Origin of the sequence: Psychrobacter sp. 1Y1, from assembly GCF_051847395.2 — a bacterium.
GTDB lineage: Bacteria > Pseudomonadota > Gammaproteobacteria > Pseudomonadales > Moraxellaceae > Psychrobacter.
Window position 1 is genome coordinate 1,359,892 of record NZ_JBPYDF020000001.1, and the last position, 18,073, is coordinate 1,377,964.

General features: G+C 42.5%; 17 protein-coding genes. 5 read left to right on the forward strand and 12 right to left on the reverse strand.

Annotation, left to right across the window (positions count from 1 at the left end; translation table 11 throughout):
- The first annotated feature begins 32 nt into the window (after window positions 1-32).
- On the forward strand, window positions 33-1,058 hold the full coding sequence (gspK, locus tag ACS8FA_RS19765; RefSeq protein WP_439265848.1) for a type II secretion system minor pseudopilin GspK: 1,026 nt from the start codon (window positions 33-35) through the stop codon (window positions 1,056-1,058).
- A gap of 21 nt (window positions 1,059-1,079) precedes the next feature.
- Here the strand turns inward: gspK and ACS8FA_RS19770 are convergent, their stop codons facing one another.
- From ACS8FA_RS19770 to ychF, 4 genes are all read right to left on the reverse strand, one after another.
- Window positions 1,080-1,760 carry a TetR/AcrR family transcriptional regulator gene (locus ACS8FA_RS19770; RefSeq protein ID WP_439265849.1) on the reverse strand — a complete coding sequence of 227 codons (681 nt, stop codon included), beginning with the start codon at window positions 1,758-1,760 and terminating at the stop codon, window positions 1,080-1,082.
- A gap of 104 nt (window positions 1,761-1,864) precedes the next feature.
- On the reverse strand, window positions 1,865-3,280 hold the full coding sequence (locus tag ACS8FA_RS19775; RefSeq protein WP_439265851.1) for a deoxyguanosinetriphosphate triphosphohydrolase: 1,416 nt from the start codon (window positions 3,278-3,280) through the stop codon (window positions 1,865-1,867).
- Between the two features lie 272 nt (window positions 3,281-3,552).
- Window positions 3,553-4,167 (reverse strand): hypothetical protein, encoded by a 615-nt coding sequence (locus tag ACS8FA_RS19780; protein ID WP_439265853.1) that lies wholly within the window; start codon window positions 4,165-4,167, stop codon window positions 3,553-3,555.
- A 127-nt stretch (window positions 4,168-4,294) separates the two neighbouring features.
- Entirely contained in the window at window positions 4,295-5,386 is a 1,092-nt protein-coding gene (gene ychF, locus ACS8FA_RS19785; protein ID WP_201547425.1) for a redox-regulated ATPase YchF, read from the reverse strand.
- A gap of 409 nt (window positions 5,387-5,795) precedes the next feature.
- On the opposite strand from ychF, the gene ACS8FA_RS19790 reads away from it, so the two are divergent.
- From ACS8FA_RS19790 to ACS8FA_RS19800, 3 genes are all read left to right on the forward strand, one after another.
- A complete protein-coding gene (locus ACS8FA_RS19790; RefSeq protein WP_439265855.1) occupies window positions 5,796-8,000 on the forward strand; it encodes an ATP-dependent helicase in 2,205 nt (734 codons plus the stop codon).
- Window positions 8,001-8,343: 343 nt separating this feature from the next.
- Window positions 8,344-9,591: an NAD(P)/FAD-dependent oxidoreductase gene (locus ACS8FA_RS19795; RefSeq protein WP_439265857.1), complete on the forward strand. Its 1,248-nt coding sequence runs from the start codon at window positions 8,344-8,346 to the stop codon at window positions 9,589-9,591.
- 163 nt (window positions 9,592-9,754) lie between these two features.
- Window positions 9,755-10,093, forward strand: coding sequence for a RidA family protein (locus ACS8FA_RS19800; protein WP_055124581.1), 339 nt, complete (start codon window positions 9,755-9,757; stop codon window positions 10,091-10,093).
- A 190-nt stretch (window positions 10,094-10,283) separates the two neighbouring features.
- Here the strand turns inward: ACS8FA_RS19800 and ACS8FA_RS19805 are convergent, their stop codons facing one another.
- The 3 genes from ACS8FA_RS19805 to ACS8FA_RS19815 all read right to left on the reverse strand — a co-directional run bounded on the left by ACS8FA_RS19805 (window position 10,284) and on the right by ACS8FA_RS19815 (window position 12,530).
- Window positions 10,284-11,096 carry an enoyl-CoA hydratase gene (locus ACS8FA_RS19805; protein WP_439265859.1) on the reverse strand — a complete coding sequence of 271 codons (813 nt, stop codon included), beginning with the start codon at window positions 11,094-11,096 and terminating at the stop codon, window positions 10,284-10,286.
- Between the two features lie 206 nt (window positions 11,097-11,302).
- Window positions 11,303-11,959, reverse strand: coding sequence for an IS1595 family transposase (locus ACS8FA_RS19810; RefSeq protein WP_045455674.1), 657 nt, complete (start codon window positions 11,957-11,959; stop codon window positions 11,303-11,305).
- 70 nt (window positions 11,960-12,029) lie between these two features.
- Window positions 12,030-12,530 (reverse strand): lactoylglutathione lyase family protein, encoded by a 501-nt coding sequence (locus ACS8FA_RS19815; protein ID WP_101205448.1) that lies wholly within the window; start codon window positions 12,528-12,530, stop codon window positions 12,030-12,032.
- 107 nt (window positions 12,531-12,637) lie between these two features.
- On the opposite strand from ACS8FA_RS19815, the gene ACS8FA_RS19820 reads away from it, so the two are divergent.
- Window positions 12,638-13,507, forward strand: a complete 870-nt coding sequence (locus ACS8FA_RS19820) for a LysR family transcriptional regulator (protein ID WP_439265008.1) — start codon at window positions 12,638-12,640, stop codon at window positions 13,505-13,507.
- A 115-nt stretch (window positions 13,508-13,622) separates the two neighbouring features.
- Here the strand turns inward: ACS8FA_RS19820 and ACS8FA_RS19825 are convergent, their stop codons facing one another.
- The 5 genes from ACS8FA_RS19825 to rpsR form a co-directional block, all read right to left on the reverse strand.
- On the reverse strand, window positions 13,623-14,759 hold the full coding sequence (locus tag ACS8FA_RS19825; protein ID WP_439265006.1) for a glycerate kinase: 1,137 nt from the start codon (window positions 14,757-14,759) through the stop codon (window positions 13,623-13,625).
- A gap of 112 nt (window positions 14,760-14,871) precedes the next feature.
- Window positions 14,872-16,227, reverse strand: coding sequence for a GntP family permease (locus tag ACS8FA_RS19830; protein ID WP_201572106.1), 1,356 nt, complete (start codon window positions 16,225-16,227; stop codon window positions 14,872-14,874).
- A 469-nt stretch (window positions 16,228-16,696) separates the two neighbouring features.
- Complete coding sequence (locus ACS8FA_RS19835) at window positions 16,697-16,936, reverse strand: hypothetical protein (RefSeq protein ID WP_057759376.1); 240 nt, start codon at window positions 16,934-16,936, stop codon at window positions 16,697-16,699.
- Window positions 16,937-17,290: 354 nt separating this feature from the next.
- Window positions 17,291-17,812, reverse strand: coding sequence for a 50S ribosomal protein L9 (rplI, locus tag ACS8FA_RS19840; protein ID WP_439265004.1), 522 nt, complete (start codon window positions 17,810-17,812; stop codon window positions 17,291-17,293).
- 20 nt (window positions 17,813-17,832) lie between these two features.
- Window positions 17,833-18,063, reverse strand: coding sequence for a 30S ribosomal protein S18 (gene rpsR, locus ACS8FA_RS19845; protein ID WP_010198808.1), 231 nt, complete (start codon window positions 18,061-18,063; stop codon window positions 17,833-17,835).
- Window positions 18,064-18,073: the final 10 nt, after the last annotated feature.

The following is an 18,073-nucleotide window of genomic DNA, read 5'->3' on the forward strand; positions in this document are numbered from 1 at the left end:
CAATTGCTCAATAACAAAAGTTATGTACGTCGATGACTGCGAACTCTCAACGCGGTGTTGCACTGCTGACTATCTTATTATTGGTAGTGAGTATTACTGTGGTTGCAGGATCAATGCTTGCTAGCCAAAAAATTGCAATTAGGCGTAGTGGTCTATTATTCGATCAAAATCAGTTGCTGCAAGATATCGATGCAGGTCAACAGTTAGCAGTGACGATGATTCGCGCTGATAGGAATCTCAATGATACGGATAGTGCGCAAGATATCTGGGCGCAGCCAATACCACCTTATACACTGGCTAGTCACAGTGTCAGCATCGAGCTACGCGATGAGTCTGGTCGTTTTAACATTAATAACTTGTATCAAGATGGGTCAGCCAACACCACTGCTTTAGAAGTATTCCAACGACTCCTCACGCAACTAAATCTAGAGCCTGATATTGCTATTGCTATACTTGATTGGCAAGATGCAGACGGCGAGGTATATCAAGATGGCGGTGATGAAAGTACGGTATATGCGCAGCAGTCAAACGCTGTAGCAACAGATGCTCTGCCAAATCAGCCTTTTGTTAGTATCGATCAGCTACTAGAAGTGACAGGGGTGAACGCTGAAACATTAGCAGTATTACGGCCTTATCTTACCGCAGTGCCTTACTATGTGCCGATTAATATTAATACTGCCAGTCCTGTATTGTTAGCCGCACTAATTGAAGGTGCTAACAGCCAACAGATGCAATCACTGGTAGATATGCGCACACAACAGGCGCTGACGTCTATTGATACAGTATGGCAATTACCGATATTTGGCAGTATAAATGATGAGCAACGAAAAGCCTTAACACCCATGCTCGCAGTTGATAGCCAAGCATTTATGGCGCTTATCATAGCGACTGATAATGCAACTATCGGTCAGGCGAAAGAGCGTTTTGCTACTGTTTTGATTAGTAAAACTGTGGTTGATAATAATCGGGCGAGTAACAGTAGTGAGGTAGACGGTAAAATGCCCAAGGAAGTCAAAGTAGTAACACAGCGACTATGGGCATTTCGTCCGAGCTTTTAGCAGAGGGTATTGAGATCGTATTTAGTCTTTGAGGCGTGTTTCTTCGCTAGACTTCCAGTTATATGCCCCGTAAAAAAGCATCTGTGCTTGACGAGTGCAGTTATGTAGCATTAGCTGTTTGTTCTCTTCGATTTCGTTTAGATCAATCTCATCATCGTGATCTTCCGTGTAAGTCAGCTCCAGCCAGTCAATAATCCAAGAAAAGAACATATTTACGCCAGCCTCAGCCAATAGGCGACGGTCATAAGCATTGATATGGGTAAATGCTGGCTGCAACGCTAAGTCGTCGGCCAAACCTTGAGCATGTATCTTAATCAACTCATTAATGGCTTTGCGTACTGCTTCTGATCCACCATAACGCTCACTGACCAAGAACTGCCAGTAATAAGGCTGATCACTGACCATGTACAAGAATAGCTGAATACTTTTTGCGATTTGACGATCGAAGCTACGTTTGCGGCCAATCTGCAGGCTATCACTTAACGTGGCCAACGTACTGCCCAATTCCTCAATGACCAAAGCGCGCCCGAGTGACTCCATATCATCAAAGTGGCGGTAAAACGCAGTCGGCACAACGCCAACCTCGCGTGTTACTTGTCTGAGACTGATAGAGCTAAAAGATTGCCCTGTCATACATAAATCGAGCACAGCATTAAAAAAGGCGTGCCGAGTTTGAAGTTTTTTTTGTTCGCGACTGCTCATAATATTTCAAAATTGTCTGGTAGGTGTTTATCATACTCATTTCAACGCATAAATACGACTGAAATACGTCATTCGTGTTAATTTACTAAACCTGTACTGGTCTTTTAAACCACTGTGCCCCAATGACCCTGCAGTTCTTGCGCCAGTCGATAAGCTTCATGGTCATTCATACCTGTAATAAAATCCAAAATATTTAAGACATTATGATAGATATCGTCAGACAAGATGCGGCGATGTTCGTCAAGATGCGGCTGTAGTAATCTTAACAGACGTTGCTGCTCAAAAGACATCGGCGGCTGCATAGTAGCAGATTGCGACCCTGTCCAAGCGAGTGGCATAAAGGCATTCAATAGGCTATGCAAGCACTGATTGGCCATCAGCTCCATTCTTACTTTGCTCGGATGATTAAATATTTTTTCGCGTGCCAGTTGCTTAGCTTGATTAATACCATTTTGTACGCTGGTATCGCAATGGGCAAATAGGCTGCCTTGCAACGTGCCAGCTAGCAATGCATCACTGTTGGCTACAAAGGCATCGGTGACGGTATTGACCAAACGCATCATGGCTCGTGCCCGCAGGGAGGCGAGACTTTGTCTGACAGACATATGCGCTGGCAAGTTTACGCTACTCGGACGCTCACCAATCAGCTCATAAAATATCGTAGCCACTTCGCTATAGGTTAGCATATTCAGATTGATGCCATCTTCTAAATCGATTAGCGCATAACAGATATCATCTGCCGCTTCTAGCAGATAAGCCAATGGATGGCGCGCAAAGCCATCATGTTGCTCTGAGCGTGGTAAGTGCAAGCACGCCGCTAACTCTTCTAATTGAGACGCCTCACTATAAAAACAGCCGAATTTTTGCACATTATAATGGTTGTCATTGACATTGTTGCTGTGAGTCGCCAACCATGGATATTTCATAAACGCGCCTAGCGTGGCACAGGTGAGCCGCATACCACCCTTATCAGGATGATGCTCATTACGTGCCAATAGGCGAAACCCTTGAGCATTACCCTCGTATGCCAGTAAGTCCAGTCGCTCGTTGCTGCTTAAATTTTGCAAAACTGCTTGCGGTTCAGGCTGCCGAAACCAATCACGAATCGCATACTCTCCAGCGTGGCCAAAAGGTGGATTGCCAATGTCATGAGCGAGACAAGCCGCTTGTACGATCACACCGACGTCTGCTGGTGAAATTCCTGCTGGTAGGCCGCTACCTAATGCGTCATGAATTTTTTCGGCAGCCATCATTCCCAAAGAGCGACCAATAGAAGACACTTCTAGCGAGTGAGTCAGGCGCGTATGAATACCGAGCTGATTGGTCAATGGATGGACTTGGGTTTTCTGATTTAACTGGCGAAAAGAGTGAGAAAATACCAGTCTGTCATAGTCTTTGTGAAACTGAGAGCGAGTACTGGTATTGGCGTTAAATTTTTTGGAAGCACCAAGACGTTGTGAGTTGAGAAGATGTGACCATTGTGTGGTAGGGGACGATAAGGAAGTTGGTTTATTTAGCATATTGAAACATCCGGAACCAAGGGAGCCTCTAGCATAGCAAAATAGCGCCCTTGGTACAGCTATATAGTCAGGGAACTACTAAACGGCTACGGCGTTACCTTCCTTAGAGCTACTATTTGTACAATCTGCAGTCGGCGGCCTTGTACCCGTTTGACTTCTTTGACTAGAGTTAATGCCCTATAAATTGGATACGGTGCCAGTTTTGCTTAGCCTACTATTTGTAGTGCTTTGACTCGCCTTGCTTGTATTCAAATTATATTGAATCGACTATATTAAGATGTCTGACAGTTAAAAATTACGTCTTCCTTGTCGATAGCTACATCGCTGTCCAGTGTTTTATTAAGCAATGTCGCTTTGTCTCCATTTACTTGCCATATGATGCCATGGGTATCGTCTAATCCAATATCACTGGTATAGATGCCCTTATCAGTTTCACTATTAGCAGTAGCTGTTAAATCGTATTCGATACCATCGATGAGCAAATGCGCTGTCTGCGGTGTACTGTCGCTATGATAAGAAACGCCGATAGTAGCAGTAGGCTCACAAGAGAAAGGAGTGCTGTTGTTGGCATGAGCTGCATGATCGTGTCCTGCGTGCGCATGTTCTTCGTGGCTATGGCTTTTATGATCGTGTCCTTCATGATTAGGCCCTTCATGACCGTGTTTCATATCGCTATGTTCTTCGTGGCCGTACTCTTCATGCTCTTTATCGTCATGCATCTCATGACCTTGTTCATGCTTGGCGTGATTATCTATTGGCGCTTCTTCAGATACCACTGCATCGGTATCGCTGTTTGGCTGACAACCCAGTAAAGAGCCTGCCATCACACTACCTAGTATCGTAATACCTGCAAGTCTAGAAAAAGGAAAAGAAAAATAATTAGTCACAGTATGAACCCTCAAATAAGCAAAAAAAGATATGTTATAATATAACAATATACTGAAAAAATAAAGCCGATGATGGAGAATATCCAACATCGGCTAATTAACTTTAAATAAGCTGTACTATTTAAAGTTACACGTTAAATCTAAAGTGCATAACATCGCCATCTTGTACGATGTAAGTTTTACCTTCTAAACGCGATTTACCAGCAGCAGCAGCGCCTTTTTCACCGTTGTATTCGATAAAGTCATCATACGCAATGACTTCAGCACGAATAAAACCACGCTCAAAATCAGTATGAATCACGCCAGCTGCTTGCGGCGCTGTCGCACCAATAGCGACAGTCCAAGCACGTACTTCTTTTACGCCAGCGGTAAAGTAAGTCTGCATATCAAGTAAGTCATAGCCACCACGGATTACTTGGTCAAGACCGGCTTCTTCCATGTCCATTTCAGCTAGGAAGTCTTTTTTATCATCTTCATCGAGCTGTGCAATTTCAGATTCGATCTGATTGCATAGCGCGATGACGATAGAATCTTCACCAGTGGCATAGTCACGAACAGCGTCAAGATATGGGTTGTTTTCAAAACCATCTTCAGAGACGTTAGCGATATACATGGTCGGCTTTAGCGTAATTAAACCATAGCTTCTGATCAGTTTTTTCTCATCAGCGTCTAGGTTAGCAGCACGAGCCGCTTTACCTTCTGCTAATAATGGTTCAACTTTTTTGAATACATCAAGCAATGCTTGCGCGTCCTTATCACCACCTTTAGCCTTTTTGGTTTGGTTGTGAATTGCGCGCTCAACAGCTTCTAAATCTGCAAGTGCCAGTTCAGTGTTGATGGTTTCGATATCATCAATCGGGCTAACGCGGCCATCAACGTGTACCACATTGTCATCATCAAAACAGCGTACAACGTGAGCAATTGCATCGGTCTCACGGATGTTGGCTAGGAACTGGTTACCCATGCCTTCGCCTTTCGACGCGCCTGCGACCAAACCTGCGATATCAACAAACTCCATGGTCGTTGGTAATACGCGCTCAGGATTGACGATATCAGCCAGTTGTTTTAGGCGTGGGTCTGGTACTGGTACGATACCCGTGTTGGGATCTTTGGTACAAAATGGAAAGTTTTCAGCGGCGATACCCGCTTTGGTCAACGCATTAAACAAGGTGGATTTACCCACGTTTGGTAGGCCGACGATGCCGCAATTAAAACCCATAACATTCTCTCAATGTATTAATAAAATCAGTTGGTATAAAGTTTGGTTAAATGATAAATCAAAATTGGGCACATTGTAGCAAATTTACCTGAATAGGGGTGAGGTTGTTACGGTATATGCTCAGGTTTTTACCCGATGACAATATGCATCTTTACGATAAAAGCAGGTCATATTAGAGGCTTAAAAATGAACAAGGCTAACCAATAGGAGTGACGCATAGCTTATGTGGGTTGGTAATCACTATTCTTTAATATGGTAAACTGTCACGTATGAATAAGGGCTTAAAGTTCACGTAAATTCAGCACATATATTCTGCTAGGTTTAGCAAATAATACTTATTCTAAAGCTATAAACAATCAGACATACGCTGATAATATCGCCAAAATAAAATGTAAGGCAATTTTAGACAATGACAACCTCGATTTTTGACACACGCCACTATAAATACCCGCAAAACTTCCTTGAGATGAAGCCTAAACTGTCTCGACTTGAGCAGGCTATTAAAAAACTAGAGGCAAATTTAATTGATACGGCTGAGCCGACAAACCTTAAGTTATTAAAGCAGAGACTAGATAGCGGGTTGGGGTTAAAGGTCGATTATGCCAGTGAGCTAAATCCCGATCAGCTAATGGCAGCGACTACGATCGATGGCAAAGTATTGGTCATTGCTGGTGCAGGTTCGGGCAAGACCAAAACTTTGACCTATCGCACCAGTTATCTATTAGAAAACGGAGTGTCGCCTAAAGAGATTTTGCTACTGACCTTTACGCGTAAAGCGGCAAATGAAATAAAAGATCGAGCTAAATCCTTGCTAGCTAGCAGTCTTTCAAATCAAGAACTATCAGATGAAGAGTTGGCTGAGGATAAGCTGCCAACTGATAAAGCATTAAATAGCATCACTAGTGGTACTTTTCACTCGTTTTGTAATATGTTACTACGTCAATATTCAGGGCTACTCGGTATCAATCCAAGGTTTACCATTTTGGATACTGGCGATAGTGAGGACGCTATCGACTTGGTGCATAAAGAAAAAAAGTATCCTGCTCAAACCAAGGCACAAGCCTTTCCGCGTAAAAAAACGCTGCAAAATATCATCTCGACGTCTAGAAATAGACGTATACAAATTCGTGACTTAATCGAAAGTAACTACCCAGATATTGCCGTGCATATTCCTATCATCGAGCAGCTGGCAGTTGACTTTCATGAGTATAAGCGCGCCAATCACTTATATGATTTTGATGACATAATTAGCCAAGTAGTGCATCATTTAAAAACCAATGACACCTTTCGACAGCTGCTGCAAAGCCAATATCGTTACATTATGGTTGATGAATACCAAGACACCAATATCCCGCAAAAGCAGCTAATCGACTTAATATGTGAGTCTGAGTCGGTATCGCTGATGGTAGTTGGTGACGACAATCAAAGTATTTACGCGTTTCGCGGTGCCAATTATGAAAACATTCTTCTGTTCGGTGAAACTTATCCTCATGCCAAACTTATTAAGCTTGAGCAAAATTATCGCAGCTCGCCATCCGTTTTAAACTATATCAATGCGTTGTCCGCGCAAATCACGCTAGGCTATCAAAAGCAGCTGTATTCTGATGCGCCAATAGAAGGACACAAGCCAGTATTTCGACGACTCAGTGATGAGCCAAAAGAAGCGGGCTATATCACTGATAAGATTGTCGCGCTAAAGCCAGAGTATGACTACAACGACTTTGCAGTATTATGCCGTACGTCATTTCAGTCCAATTACGTACAGCTAGAGTTTATGGCGCGCAACATTCCCTTTATCGTGGTGGGCGGTATCAAGTTCATTGAAAGACGACATATCAAAGATGTTTTGGCCTTTGTCAAAATACTCTATAACCCAAATGACACGATTGCTTGGCATCGTATTTTAACTTTGTTTAAAGGGGTGGGTGCAGTGACGGCGACGCGCTTAACCCAAGCCATTACTGCTGACAATAATGCATTTGAATCCTTACTGGCCGCACCCTTTGCAAAAAAGAGCGATCAGCTAGAACCTCTATATTATGCGCTTACCAAGGCACAGAAAGCTGAATCGGTCGAGACAGCTATTGAACATATTCTTGAGTTTTATATTCCAGTGCTAAAGCTGATTGAAGACAATTGGCATGAGCGTACCGAAGATTTTCGGGTGCTAAAGAACCTAGCGACAGAGCACACAAGCCTTGATAGCTTTTTAGAAAATCTCGCTTTAGACCCACCCAATGATTCGGTCGCTGTCATGGGCAATTCGGATAATGGACAAGACAGTAGCAATGACAAAGTTACTATCTCGACCATTCATAGCGCTAAAGGCCTTGAGTGGCCCGTAGTATTTGTTAACTCATTGGTAGATGGCATCACGCCGCATCATCGTTCTTTGGATGACTTTGAAGCATTAGAAGAAGAGCGTAAGCTGTTTTATGTGGCCTGTAGTCGTGCAAAGACGCAATTATATCTGACGGCGCCGAATTATTTTTCCAGTTATTCTGGATACTTTGACAAACCGTCACGTTTTATCGCTGAGCTATCTGCGGACGAGGTAACGGTTGAGACGACAAGGCGAACCATGATAGAAGACGATGATCCCATTTGGTGGTAATATTCTATGTTTAGTTGATTATCCAATCAATTAAACATAAGCTAATAAAGCTATTCAGTAATATAGATAAGTGAGCTTTCGAATAGTCGAAGGTTTCACGTGCAAAAATATTGGATAATTTGACACTACTTTCATCAAATTTGTTACTGGATTATTGCTCAATGCCAGTATTATTCCTATCAAAAATACCTTCTCAAAAACCCCATAACCAAAAGTATGTGACGCGAAAATATTTCTCAGATAAGGGTTTCAAATTTATCCTAATGCGTTACTATTACCACCTAATTCTGTTAGACCCTTATATTTGATACTCTGTATTAACACCCTAAGAAAAGGATAGGTTATGCGCTACGAAGTTATCGTTATCGGTGCAGGTATGGTTGGCACGTCAGTCGCGTGGCATCTACAAAAAAATAACTCAAATGTATTATTGTTAGACAAAAAATTGCCAGGGTCAGAGACCTCATACGGCAATGCAGGATTGATTCAGCGCGAAGCCATTCATACACATCCTTTTCCTCGTCAGCTGACAGAAATGATCAGAGTGTTGCCAAACCAAGGTACCGATATTCGCTATCGTATTCCGGCCATTTTGCGTTATCACCAAGCGCTGCTTCAGTACTGGAAATACTCTACACCTGCTTCAGTCAAAAAGATTGAATCAGAATGGCAGACGCTGATTGAGCATTGTACTAGTGAGCACCAAACCATGATTAGCGCTTCTGGTGCTGACGAGCTCATTACTCGTGATGGTTGGTTGCAATTGCATCGCTCAGAAGAGACGTTCAAAGAAGCGCAAGTATCAGCTATCGACGCACGTAACCAAGGTGTTGAGCATAACGTACTAAACCTTGAAGAGCTCAAAGCAATGGAGCCTAGCGCCAATTTTGAAGGTTTCGTTGGCGCGATTCATTGGAAAAATTCTTGGCAAGTATCGAACCCAAGCTCACTCGTGAAAGCTTATGCAAAAAACTTCCAAGATATGCAGGGTACGATCAAAGAAAGCGATGTGAAAGAAATCATAAAAGACGGCGAAGGTTGGAAAATTATCACTGATAACGATACCTACTATAGTGATAAATTGGTTATCGCAGCAGGCCCATGGTCTAATGATTTGATCAGACCACTTGGCTATAACTTGCCATTGTTCCCAATGCGCGGCTATCATCAGCATTTCAAAGTGACAGAAAAGAACACCATCAATCACAGTATGTTTGATATGGACAAAGGTTTTGTGATGGGGCCGATGCAGCAGGGTATCCGTATCACCACTGGTGCTGAGATGACCACGATGAATGCGCCAAAGAACTTTGGTCAGTTAAAAACCGTATTGAAGCTTGCTAAAAAAATCTTGCCATTAGAAGATGCGGTTGAGAGTGAAGCATGGGCAGGATCACGTCCTTGTATGCCTGATATGAAGCCAGTAATCGGTCCTGCTGACAAGCATGACAAACTATGGTTCGCATTTGGTCACAGTCATCAAGGCTTTACCTTAGGTCCAATGACAGGTCGTCTGGTTGAAGAAATGATTCACGATAAGCCTGCATTGGTCGATCTTGCACCATTTAGTGCCCAGCGTTTTTCTAACTAAGTGCGTATCTGATATATAGTTGATCCAATTTAAGAGCAGTACAAGGCAACCGAGTGCAGATGTATATGTCATACTTCAAGCGAGGTTAACGCTGTAACGCTTTTATAGTGGATTGACTATAGTTAGCACAGAATTAAATTAATAAATAAAAGGTATAGACATGATTAAGAAGCTACACAGCAATCAACGTATGAGCAAAACCGTAATCCATAACCAGACGATCTATTTGTGTGGTCAGGTAGGTAATGCAGAAGACGATATCAAAGCGCAAACATTGACTTGTTTAGAAAAAATCCAAACGTTGTTAGAAGAAGTTGGTAGCGACAAATCAAAGCTACTATCAGTCACGGTTTGGATCAAAGACATGGCTGATTTTGCTGCTATGAATGAAGTTTATGACCAGTGGTTTGAAGGTATTCAGCCACCGGCTCGCGCTTGTGGTGAGTCAGCATTGGCACGTCCTGAGCTATTGGTTGAGATGATCGCCATCGCTGCTGAGTAATAAACGGCTCGCAGTATCTATAGTACCTGTATCAAATAGAAATAAAAAAGGCCATGATAATGATATCGTGGCCTTTTTTATGCTTGGCAATAAGCAAATTTAAATATTGAAAAAGGGCGTGCTAGCTTTCTAGATAAAGCCTACGCTATATGACGTCAGCTAAGCAATACAGTGATTATTATTATAGGAATTAGCACACTTTCCATACTGCTTGGCGTTTCTCAATAAATGCATCAATCCCTTCACCCACATCGTCTGCCATCATATTGTCCGTCATTACTTCACTAGCATAGTCATACGCATCTTCAACGCTCATACCCAGCTGCTTATAAAACATATCTTTGCCAGTTCTTACCGCTACCGGAGACTTGGTAGTAATCGCCGTTATCAGTGACTGTAGTGTTTGATCGAGTTGCTCTGCTGGCGCAACTCGATTGATCAATCCATATTGCAAGGCAGTATGCGCATCGATGAACTCACCTGTGATTAGCATCTCAAACGCTTGCTTACGAGGTAGATTACGGCTGACAGCAACGGCAGGCGTGGAGCAGAACAGTCCAACGTTTATCCCAGAGGTGGCAAAATTTGCATTATCAGCGGCAACGGCCAAGTCACAAGCTGCGACTAGCTGACACCCTGCAGCGGTGGCAATGCCTTGCACTTTTGCGATGACGACTTGCGGCATTTGATTAATGGTTAGCATCATATGACTACATTGCTGGAATAGGGCCCGATGAAACGCTTCATCTGTATGCGTGCGCATTTGCTTTAAATTATGACCAGCGCAGAATGCCTTGCCTGTCGCTTGAATAACCACGACTCTGATCGTATCGTCTTGAGCGATATTGTCCAGCTCTGCTTGCATGGCAGATAGTACTTCAACGGACAACGCATTGAATTGTTTGGGTTGGTTTAAGGTCAGCGTGACTATGCCACTTTCTTTATTGTCTTCTCTAATAACCAAAAGGTCATCTATGTCTAAAATAACGTCAGATTGAGTCATTTATCATCCTTGATAATGGGTTGGTTTATAGTTTTATATATAGCTGACTAAATAGTAGCATGGCTCATATTCTATACAATAGATGACTGACATAGAAAGATCACGAAAAAATAGCGCACTCAAATTATGAGTACGCTATTGGTTTTTCAATCAGATTTAAGCTAAACCTATACTAACTTAAATTTAGGGGCTGTAGTAGATAAGGATTAAATATCACACCATTTTCTCAAGGTTTTCAGCTGATTAGATGGTGAGCCATAGTTGAATCTAAACTCGCACTCTTTTAAAAACAAATGGAAGTTCTTCTTATTAATCCCATTATACTTTCTGAGTGTTCGTTTGGACTGATTCCAGAAGTTCTCAATGCCATTGATGTGATTGTTCTTACCGCAAATGAACTCTATAGAGTGATTGACTCTGAAATGTTTAAACTCACTCACATCTAATGCATTGTAACTTCGATAGCTATCCGTATAAACAAAGCTGTCAGGCTTGATTTTACGCTTAATAACAGGCATTAGGGTAGTCTGTTTGGTGTCTGCTACGACAATGGTATAAACCTTACCGTTTCGTTTTAGAATACCAAATACAGCGGTTTTACCAGCAGCCCCGCGACCTCTTTTGCCTTTGCGTACACCGCCAAAGTAACTTTCATCTAATTCGACCTCACCATCAAAAAGCTCATCAGCTTCTAATGAGAGATGGTAATCTATCACAAGTCTTATTTTATGATAAAAAAGTGCAGCAGTATTAGGCTGAATATCAAGCAAATCTGCGGCTGTTCTAGCAGTCACTTCAGCCGTAAAAAACTCTAACAGCCTTCGCTGTGCTTTTTTACTTAGTTTACAACGGGTTATCTTCATAAAAGTAGTCTAGCATAGTGCTTATCTACTACAGCCCCTAAATTTATACTAAGCTGTATGTATCTTGAGATTAGTATGCGCCTTCGCTATAGATAAGCTCGTAGCTGTGGCTATAGATTTCAACGATGTTACCGAACGGGTCTTCCATATAGATCATGCGGTAAGGTTTTTCGCCAGGGTAGTAGTAGCGTGGTTTTTCCATACGCTTTTTACCGCCTGCTGCAACCATACGCTCAGCCAACTCTTCAACATTTGGATCTTGAACGCAGAAGTGAAAGATACCTGTTTTCCAGTATTCAAAGTTGTTTTCAGGGTTTTCTTGGTTTTTGAATTCAAAAATCTCAACACCGATACGGTCACCAGTAGATAGGTGAGCGATACGGAAGCTGCCCCAACCTGCACCGAATACTTCAGTACACATCTCACCAATCGGGCTGTCATCTTCGACAATCTCAGTTGGTTCCATAATGGTGTACCAACCCATCACTTCAGTATAAAATTTTACGGCGGCATCTAAGTCAGGGACTGACAGACCGATGTGCGAAAAGCTTCTTGGATAAACGTTGTTCATAGCTTGTGTTCCTGTTTGCTGTACTCTTGTTTAACGTGAGGCCAGTATACAAATGCACCGTCATTATGTAAAATTATCAAATATTATATAAATAATTATGAAAAGTAATGATAAATATCACATGGTTACGCACCTTTTGCACGCTTGCTGAAGTTGGGCACTTTACGCGCACCGCTGAACGTCTATATATGACGCAGTCCGGTGTGAGCCAACACATAAGTAAGTTAGAGGAGCAACTAGATACAGACTTGTTGATTCGTCAAGGAAAGCAGTTTTCATTGACCAATGCAGGTGAGCAGCTTTATAAAGAAGCAGGCGAGATACTGCAGCGATTATCAAATTTAGAACAGCGCATCGGTGAAGATCCGCCTTATGAAGGATTGGTACGGTTGATGTCACCGGGTAGTGTGGGACTAAAGCTATATCCGCAGCTTTTGTCTTTACAGCAGCAGCATCCAAAACTAGTGATTGATTACCGTTTTGCTCCCAATTCTGATATTGAGCGGGCGCTGGCAAATCACGAGATTGATATCGGCTTTATGACGGATATCTCAGACGATGAAACAGTTAGCTGCAGGCCTATGGCACAAGAAGCATTGATACTAGTAACCCCTGCGGCTACAGTAGAGCCTAGCTGGGAGCAGCTTATCGAGCTTGGATTTATCGATCATCCAGATGGCGCCCATCATGCAGGCATGCTACTGACTGCAAATTACGAGCAATTTCAGCATATCAATAATTTCGAGAAAAAGGGCTTTTCGAATCAGATAGGGTTAATCTTAGAGCCAGTCAGCAGGGGAATAGGCTTTACTGTTTTGCCAGCCCATGCAGTGGCTGCCTATCCAAAGCCTGAGCTGATTAACAGTCATTATCTGCCAGTTGCTGTTAGCGAAACCCTATATCTGGCAGTCAGAAGACAGCAGGTACTCTCTAATAGAATGCATACGGTCATTGATGAAGTAAAAGAATGGCTATAGATATGTTGAGAGTGAATGATACATGCACAGCTAACGAAGGGTTAATCGAAAGTTCAATAGCTGCGCATTTAACAGAAGAGGTTCATTGATAGATTGCGACTATAAAAGATTGCGTCTATCTTAAAGTCTGCCCAAGTTTGATACTTGCGGCAATATTAGCAGCAGTCGTCTCAATATTGTTATAAGCAGAGCCTAACACATTATCGATCGTGTCTACTTTTTGGATACTCGGCATGACCACATCAAACTGACTGGTCTGAGCAGGTTTTAGTCCATCGACACTGCCGCAGATAGCGATAACAGGTGTACGGCTAGCCTTAGCGATTTGGCTGATACCGCCTGCCACTTTACCCATGGCTGTTTGTGCATCGAGCTTACCTTCGCCAGTGATGACGAGATCAGTCTCTGCGATATGCTGTGACAGGTGAGCCACTTCGGCCACCGTATCAAAGCCTGACTTTAGCTGAGCTTGAAAGAAAGTCATCATCGCATAGCCAAGACCACCAGCAGCGCCAGCGCCTTCAACGTATTGATAGTCTTCATAGCCATGCTGTCCACAGATGGTCGCAAAGTGACTGAGTGCCTTATCCAAGGTATTGACTTGTTCTGGGCACGCGCCTTTTTGTGGGCCAAATACTGCGCTAGCCCCTAGCAAACCGCATAATGGATTGGTCACATCACAAGCAACTTCAAATACCGTGTCTGATATCCTTGCATGAAGGCTAGTATTATCGAGCTTATGTAGGCTGGCAAGTGAGCCACCACCATGAGTGAGCAGGCTGTCATTAATGTCATGAAATGTTATGCCTAGCGCCATTAGCATGCCAAGACCTGCATCATTGGTTGCGCTACCACCTAGACCGATAACGATACGCTTAGCACCTTCTTCTAACGCATTTTCGATCAGCTCCCCAACACCATAACTACTCGCAATAACGGGATTACGCTCATCAGCCGTCAGTAGGTGTAATCCGCACGCTTGAGCCACTTCAATAACCGCCGTCGCGTCAGGCAATAATAGATACTTTGCCGTAATCGGTCTCATCAATGGGTCATGTACTCTAACTTCTTTCCAGCGCCCGCCCAATATATAAGACAATACCGCTGAGGTGCCTTCACCGCCATCGGCCATTGGCAACAGCTTATAGTCAGCATCTGGAAACACTTGGCTAAAACCAGATTGAATGGCATGGCACACGTCCAGTGCTTCTAAACTTTCTTTAAACGAGTCAGGGGCGATCAAAATTTTCATACGGCTCTCTTTGAATATCTTAATGACACGATCATTGCGATAGTGTCATGTTTTAAAACGTTTATTTAACGATCATCAAATAAACGTATATAGAAATACACAATTTCATGAACTAGATAAACACTAGAGTCAACAACCAGATAAATACGATGCTAGTCACACCTTGGATACCAGTGGCCATTGAATGAGCCTTGTACGCTTGTGCCACGCTCATACGACTAAACTGGCTAACAATCCAAAAGAAGCTGTCATTGGCATGTGAGATGGTCATGGCACCAGCACCAATTGCCATCACGCAGAACACGCGTCCAAGTTCGCTGTCTAGGCCAATCTGGCTCAATAGTGGGGCAACCATAGCAGAAGTCGTAACCAATGCGACTGTGGTTGAGCCTTGTGCCGTTTTTAGCGCAGCAGAGACGATAAATGGCATGAAGATGCCTAAACCCAAGGCCGATAGAGTCGAACCTAGGTAGTCACCGATTGGCGTCACTTTTAGCATGGCACCAAACGCGCCACCAGCACCAGTGATCAATAGGATAGGGGCTGCTACTACCAAACCTTGTGAGATACTATCGCTGATTTGCTGCGTTTTTTGCTCTGAATTAATTAAGAAAAACGATAAGAACAAACCGATAAGTAACGCAGTCAATGGGTTACCAATGAATATCAGAATTTCCGCTACTATGCTACTGCCAAATGGTGCGCTTGGGAAATTAGCAACCGAAGATAGACAGATTAATATGATAGGCACGATAATCGGTAAAAACGCCATTGTTGCTGAAGGCAAGTGATTATAATCATCACGAGTTTTCATTCCTTCAGGCATTGCTGCTGGAGCATCTGCCGCATTGATATTGTCAGGAGTAGCGTTAAGGAAGCGATTAGACCACCACCAGCCAGCCAATACCGCAACTGCTGTCACGACTACACCGACCATAATGACCAAACCTAAGTTTGACTCTAGACCTAAGTTACCTGCCGCTGCGATTGGACCTGGCGTCGGTGGGACAAAGGTGTGGGTAGCGTATAGACCAGTGGCCAAGGCAATGCTCATCGCGACACTTGATACATGTAAGCGCTCAGCTAAAGACTCTTTTAGAGAGTTCAAGATAATATAGCCAGAGTCACAAAATACAGGTATGGAAACGACCGCACCGACGATAGACATAGTCAAAGTAGGAAAGCGTGGCCCCAATACTTTGATGACTGACTCTGCCATTACGATAGCAGCACCCGTTTTTTCAAGGATTAAGCCAATAATCGTACCAAATACAATCACAAGACCGATATAGCCTAAGATACCACCGAAACCATCAGAGATCGTTTTGGCGACCGTGTTAAGTGGTACTTGATAAAATAGCGCGACCAAGAAAGCAGACAAGATCAACACTAAAAAAGGATGCCACTTTAATTTTGCGGTAGCGAAAATAATAAAAAGAATGGTCAGCACAAGCCAAAATACAATCATCACTGTCTCAATATGGTTTATATCTTAATTGATTACCAATGCAATATAGCCAATTATATCGAGATTAAATACGGTATCTAGCTTGCTAAGTCTACTCTGCATAGTGCTTTCACAGGCTTTTACCATGGCTACATTTAAACGATATCGAACCAACTATCTGCATCACTAACGATACGAAATTTTAAAGGGGCATATTTTATAGCAAATAGACGCCGCTAGGAAATAGATTCGTTAAATAGTTGGCGCTGTTGACAAAAAATCGAGAGATACTTAATTTTAAAATGACGGAAATTAGTAAGAAAAAGTCGAAGACGTGTGTGGAAATACTTTTATAACTAGCAATTGCTAATACTTCAAACCAAAAAAAACTGGCCATTTATAATGACCAGTTCTTGTCTAAGCAATATTTACCTACCTGAGTAATAATTATTTTTAAGATAAGTATTCTAAGAAGTGTCCTGATTGACAGTTAGGCAATCTTATCAAAAAAAGCTTTGTTATTGGTAGCAGTTGCAGTATCAAAGCTGACGTAAATGCCTTGATCATCCAACGTGGCATACCAATGATCATCGTTGCCACTGGTCAGCAGCTGAAAGTATTTGTCATTGACTATTCTGCCAACTGTATATACTTCACCTTCGGAATAGTATGCATTACCTTGAGTACAGATAAGCTTGTCATTGGTATGAATGTTATTATTGTCTTTCATATTCTTGCGCCCTATTAGTACATTAGATAGCAGTAGATTATCAATTCTGCTAATAGTAATAAAGATGATTATATAGGCAGTATCTTGTTGTTTGGTATAGCATTTTTAAGGTAGTTGTTGCATTTAGTTACTACAATATTGCATAGATAACTTCGCTATCATAGCAATAGATTTTTTGAGAATCCTAAGTTGTTTAGGAATATATAAAATCCTAATTTATCGAGATAAAAGAGTGCAAGTTAGCAATATAAATAGTCTAAATACATAGACTCTAATGCCAAAAATAACACACGTAAAAAAGCCAGCAACCTAAGTTGCTGGCTTTTTGCAGACTGAGTCTAACTACATAGAAGATTACTCTTCAGAATAGTCTTCTTCAGCAGCTTCTTCTTCAGCAGCTTCTTCTTCAGCTGAATCTTCGTTGTTACCATCTTCAGAAAGAATAGTAACTAAGATGCTAGCAGTAACGTCATGGTGTAGCTGAATATCAACATTGTATTCGCCAACTTGACGTAGAGTGCCTTCAGGTAGCTTGATTTCAGCACGGTCTACTTCTAGACCTGAGTTAGTCAATGCTTCAGCGATATCGCGAGTACCGATAGAGCCGAATAGCTTGCCTTCGTCACCTGATTTAGCACGCATGATAACATTAACGTCAGTCAATGCATCAGCACGCTCTTGAGCAACAGCGATCTCTTTTGCTTCTTCAGCTTCAAGTTCAGCACGACGTGCTTCGAACTTTTCGATGTTAGCTTTAGTAGCAGGTAGCGCTTTGCCCTGAGGGATAAGAAAGTTACGTCCGTAACCTGGTTTTACATCGACAGTTTCACCGAGTTTACCAAGGTTGACGATACGCTGTAACAAAATAATTTGCATGAGTCATTCCTAGTTAGCGGTTAACCTTGATGGTTATCAGTGTATGGAAGTAGCGATAAGTAACGAGCTTGCTTAATAGCAGTCGCTAATTGACGCTGATATTTAGTAGATGTACCAGTAATACGGCTTGGTACGATTTTACCATTATCACTAATGTACTGTTTTAGCAATTCAACATCTTTATAGTCGATGTGAGTGATGCCTTCAGCAGTGAAACGGCAGAATTTGCGACGGCGATAGAAACGTGCCATGAGTATTCTC

What these genes read in the sequence shown, in the direction of transcription:
- ACS8FA_RS19805 (WP_439265859.1), bottom strand. Translation starts at nt 11,096, where the DNA reads ATGACTCAATCTGACGTTATTTTAGACATAGATGACCTTTTGGTTATT.
- ACS8FA_RS19810 (WP_045455674.1), bottom strand. Translation starts at nt 11,959, where the DNA reads ATGAAGATAACCCGTTGTAAACTAAGTAAAAAAGCACAGCGAAGGCTG.
- ychF (WP_201547425.1), bottom strand. Translation starts at nt 5,386, where the DNA reads ATGGGTTTTAATTGCGGCATCGTCGGCCTACCAAACGTGGGTAAATCC.
- ACS8FA_RS19770 (WP_439265849.1), bottom strand. Translation starts at nt 1,760, where the DNA reads ATGAGCAGTCGCGAACAAAAAAAACTTCAAACTCGGCACGCCTTTTTT.
- ACS8FA_RS19815 (WP_101205448.1), bottom strand. Translation starts at nt 12,530, where the DNA reads ATGAACAACGTTTATCCAAGAAGCTTTTCGCACATCGGTCTGTCAGTC.
- gspK (WP_439265848.1), top strand. Translation starts at nt 33, where the DNA reads ATGACTGCGAACTCTCAACGCGGTGTTGCACTGCTGACTATCTTATTA.
- ACS8FA_RS19835 (WP_057759376.1), bottom strand. Translation starts at nt 16,936, where the DNA reads ATGAAAGACAATAATAACATTCATACCAATGACAAGCTTATCTGTACT.
- rpsR (WP_010198808.1), bottom strand. Translation starts at nt 18,063, where the DNA reads ATGGCACGTTTCTATCGCCGTCGCAAATTCTGCCGTTTCACTGCTGAA.
- ACS8FA_RS19820 (WP_439265008.1), top strand. Translation starts at nt 12,638, where the DNA reads ATGATAAATATCACATGGTTACGCACCTTTTGCACGCTTGCTGAAGTT.
- ACS8FA_RS19795 (WP_439265857.1), top strand. Translation starts at nt 8,344, where the DNA reads ATGCGCTACGAAGTTATCGTTATCGGTGCAGGTATGGTTGGCACGTCA.
- ACS8FA_RS19775 (WP_439265851.1), bottom strand. Translation starts at nt 3,280, where the DNA reads ATGCTAAATAAACCAACTTCCTTATCGTCCCCTACCACACAATGGTCA.
- ACS8FA_RS19790 (WP_439265855.1), top strand. Translation starts at nt 5,796, where the DNA reads ATGACAACCTCGATTTTTGACACACGCCACTATAAATACCCGCAAAAC.
- ACS8FA_RS19830 (WP_201572106.1), bottom strand. Translation starts at nt 16,227, where the DNA reads ATGATTGTATTTTGGCTTGTGCTGACCATTCTTTTTATTATTTTCGCT.
- rplI (WP_439265004.1), bottom strand. Translation starts at nt 17,812, where the DNA reads ATGCAAATTATTTTGTTACAGCGTATCGTCAACCTTGGTAAACTCGGT.
- ACS8FA_RS19825 (WP_439265006.1), bottom strand. Translation starts at nt 14,759, where the DNA reads ATGAAAATTTTGATCGCCCCTGACTCGTTTAAAGAAAGTTTAGAAGCA.